The organism is Megasphaera sp. DJF_B143 (genome assembly GCF_900320625.1).
Taxonomy (GTDB): Bacteria; Bacillota; Negativicutes; order Veillonellales; family Megasphaeraceae; genus Megasphaera; species Megasphaera hexanoica.
Genome location: NZ_ONTA01000142.1, coordinates 1 through 3463 on the forward strand (window position 1 = coordinate 1; position 3463 = coordinate 3463).

A 3463-nucleotide genomic window follows, 5' to 3' on the forward strand; every position below is an offset into this window, starting at 1 on the left:
CGGATACGCGCAATGCATCGGAAGCGGCCAAGAGAGCCGATGCGCTCATCCGGGCCGACCTCATGAGCCAGACCGAACTGCTCCAGGCTTATACCCGCGTAGGGAATATGGTTAAAGACGCCGACGATACCCAGGTAAATCCGGATCTCTTTGAAACAGAAGAAGAACGGGCCCTTTATGGAGCCGTCGTAGCCATGCAGGCCAATCTGCCGCAAAAATACGCCGTATACGACTATGCCGGCGCTGCCGAAGTCCTGGCGGAAGGCATCGGGGCCATCAATGCCTTCCTCGACAACGTCCTGGTCATGCATAAAGACGAAGCGGTCAAACAGAACCGTCTCAATCTCCTGACGCTGACCTTCAGCCTGATCCAGCCTATCGGCGATATCAAGAAATTGAGCTGATACAGCAGATGGGTGTGTCACAATCTTCTTACAGTCTGTAGTATTCGGCTGACGATATGACAAATTCATGATATAATAGAAGCAAAAATAGATGTGGATCCGCTCCACATCTATTTTTAAATGATGTATACGAAGGGAATGATATGGATGAAAGGAAAGAAAATCGCGCTGCTTCTGGCTGGTCTGGCTCTCGTTTCCTCCACAGCCCTGGCAGCTAATACACCGTATGGACTGCTGGACAGCTCCGATAAAGACAGCTATGCCAAAATCATGGTCTATCAGGCTAACGATATGAATTATTACCGCTACATCAACAGCAGCTATCATTATGCGCTGGATATTCCGACAGAAGTCAATAAAGCCGACGAAAATGAAGGGGGAGATGGCTGCTATTTCCAGGACCTCAAAAATAAAGTCGTCGTCACGACCTATGCCGTTAAGAATCAGATGAATTTTTCCCTGGATGAATTGTACAACATGGATATCGGCATGAATGGATCTCCAAAACTGACGACAGACAATAAGACGGTCAATCACTATGCCATCGCCTGGACGAAAGACGGCAGGAATTTCTATAAAGAACTGTATCTCCTGAATGATACGAATACCTATGTCTGCTTTTCCGTCGTCTATCCGACTAAGCTGGAAAAGAAATACCAGAAGTATATTTTCCACATGAGCCAGAGCTTTATGCCAAGCGGAGCCGTTATCTAAAAAAAGCTTGCAATACTGTTTCTCCTATGGTATAATATCGCTGTTAATTTAGGCAGTCCTCTGCCCGTAAGGCGATTGTCACAGCTGGGTGATGACGCGGGCACGAATGTCTTATAGGAGGAAAATAAACATGAACATCATCAGCGTACTTGAACAAGAACAGCTTCGTAAGGACATCCCCGATTTCCGCCCTGGCGATACCGTCAAGGTACACGTAAAGGTTGTCGAAGGCAACCGCGAACGTATCCAGGTATTTGAAGGCGTCGTTATCGGCCGTCAGAACGGCGGTGTCCGTGAAACATTCACGGTTCGTCGTGTTTCCTACGGTGTCGGCGTTGAACGTACTTTCCTGGTACATTCCCCGCGTCTGGCCAAAATCGAAGTTGTACGTCATGGTATCGTTCGTCGTGCAAAGCTGAACTATCTGCGCGGTCTTACAGGCAAAGCTGCCCGTATCCGCGAACGCCGCTAATTTGCAGGCAAGAACACTGGAAAAAAGACTGTCTGATGGCAGTCTTTTTTTTATCCATATTGGTGCCCTCCTATGGCAGGTGGCCGTGACGTATGGTATAATAAACAACAGGATTAATTAAATTACAAGTATTTAATGAGGTGATTTATTGTGGCAAAACCAATTTTTGTTACAGGGCATAAAAGCCCCGATACAGATTCTATCTGTTCCTCCCTTGCATTCGCGAAATTAAAACAGCTCCAGGGAGTCGACGCCGTCGCTATCCGGGCTGGTGAAATGAATAAGGAAACGGCCTTTGCGCTCGATTATTTCCACGTCGAACCACAGCCGATCGTCAAAGATTTTTATATCAAAGTGGGCGATGCTGTCCATACAGAAGTTGAAGCACTGAAAATCAGCGCCAGCCTCAAAGACGCAGCCAAATGGTTTGCAGCTCATCCGTCTCCCATCGCTCCCGTTGCCGACAATGGCACATTCGTAGGTGTCATCGACCGGGCCGCCCTGGCAGAAGAATTCATCAAGACCGTTACCGGGGAAGAACTGAGCATGGTCAAAGACCTGGTACATGATCCGGACCGCTTCTTCCAGACGACGGATAAAGGTTGTGATATCCCGCAAGACGGCAAATATGTCGTCGTCGATGATGGCAAATACGTCGGCATGGTATGTGCCGAATGCGTAGCCGCTGCAGAAAAACAGCAGGTCATCCTCGTAGACCACAACGAAAAGAAACAGATCATCGACGGTTCTGAAGATGCCGACATCGTCGGTGTCGTAGACCACCACCGCATCGGCGGCACCCTTTCGACAGAAGGCCCGATTTTCATTCTCTTCCGTCCGGTAGGCTGCACGGCGACGATCGTAACCGGTCTGTACAAACAGGCAGGCATCGCTATTCCTAAGGATATAGCCGGCCTTCTCCTTTCGGCCGTAATCTCCGACACGGTCCTGTTCCGCAGCCCTACCTGCACGGAAGAAGATAAGAAGACCGCCGCTGAACTGGCTGCTATTGCCGGCGTCGATGTCGAAAAATATGGCATGGAAATGCTGAAAGCCGGCGCCAATGTATCGGATCTTACACCGGAAGAAATTGCTGCCAACGACATGAAAGAATTTTCTGACAGCGGCAAGACCTTTACGATTTCTCAGGTTCAGGTCATGGACACATCGGATCTTCTGCAGCAGAAAGACGTATTGCTCAATGCGCTGGAAAAAATGCGCGCTGCCCACGGTTACGATGCCGCATTCCTCATGATTACCAGCATCATCGACGAATCGACCAACCTGATCTTTGCCGGCAACATGGATGACGTAGTCACCAAGGCCTTTGCCAAAGACGTCGTCGATAAGGAAGTCTATCTCCCGGGCGTCATGAGCCGTAAGAAACAGATCGTTCCGCCAATCCTGACGGCTCTGAAATAAGTTTTGCTATACCTGTAATCCAACAAGGGACTGTCGTCGTGCGGCAGTCCCATTTTATACGTATGCCGTCTCATAAAGGAGTTTGAATGAATCCTATTTTTGCTACTCTTAACGAACGCCAGTTCGAAGCTGTCCAGCATACAGAAGGGCCGCTGCTCATCACGGCCGGTGCCGGCTCGGGTAAAACAAAGGTACTGACCTGCCGGATTGCCCATTTACTGGAGCTAGGCATTGCGCCATATCGCATCCTGGCCATCACCTTTACCAATAAAGCTGCCAGGGAAATGCGGGAACGTGTAGAAAATCTTGTCGGTGCCGAAGCAGAACGCATCTGGCTCAGTACGTTCCATTCCTTTTGTGCCAAACTGCTGCGTTTTGAAATCGACGGATTTCAAGGGTATACCCGGAATTTCACGATTTACGATGCGACGGACCAGCAGACACTCGTCAA

5 protein-coding genes are annotated in these 3463 nt (G+C 49.3%); all 5 read left to right on the forward strand.

From position 1 onward, the window contains the following. Positions 1 to 404 (forward strand): DALR anticodon-binding domain-containing protein (locus DBO31_RS04350; RefSeq protein ID WP_255413326.1); only part of this gene is annotated, 404 nt, incomplete at its 5' end. Positions 405 to 551: 147 nt separating this feature from the next. Next, positions 552 to 1118 carry a hypothetical protein gene (locus DBO31_RS04355; protein ID WP_150824529.1) on the forward strand — a complete coding sequence of 189 codons (567 nt, stop codon included), beginning with the start codon at positions 552 to 554 and terminating at the stop codon, positions 1116 to 1118. Between the two features lie 130 nt (positions 1119 to 1248). Next, on the forward strand, positions 1249 to 1590 hold the full coding sequence (gene rplS, locus DBO31_RS04360; protein ID WP_059075838.1) for a 50S ribosomal protein L19: 342 nt from the start codon (positions 1249 to 1251) through the stop codon (positions 1588 to 1590). 150 nt (positions 1591 to 1740) lie between these two features. After that, on the forward strand, positions 1741 to 3012 hold the full coding sequence (locus tag DBO31_RS04365) for a manganese-dependent inorganic pyrophosphatase (RefSeq protein ID WP_150824530.1): 1272 nt from the start codon (positions 1741 to 1743) through the stop codon (positions 3010 to 3012). Between the two features lie 86 nt (positions 3013 to 3098). Then, positions 3099 to 3463, forward strand: a 365-nt coding sequence (locus tag DBO31_RS04370; protein WP_150824531.1) for a UvrD-helicase domain-containing protein, incomplete at its 3' end; no start/stop codon positions are given.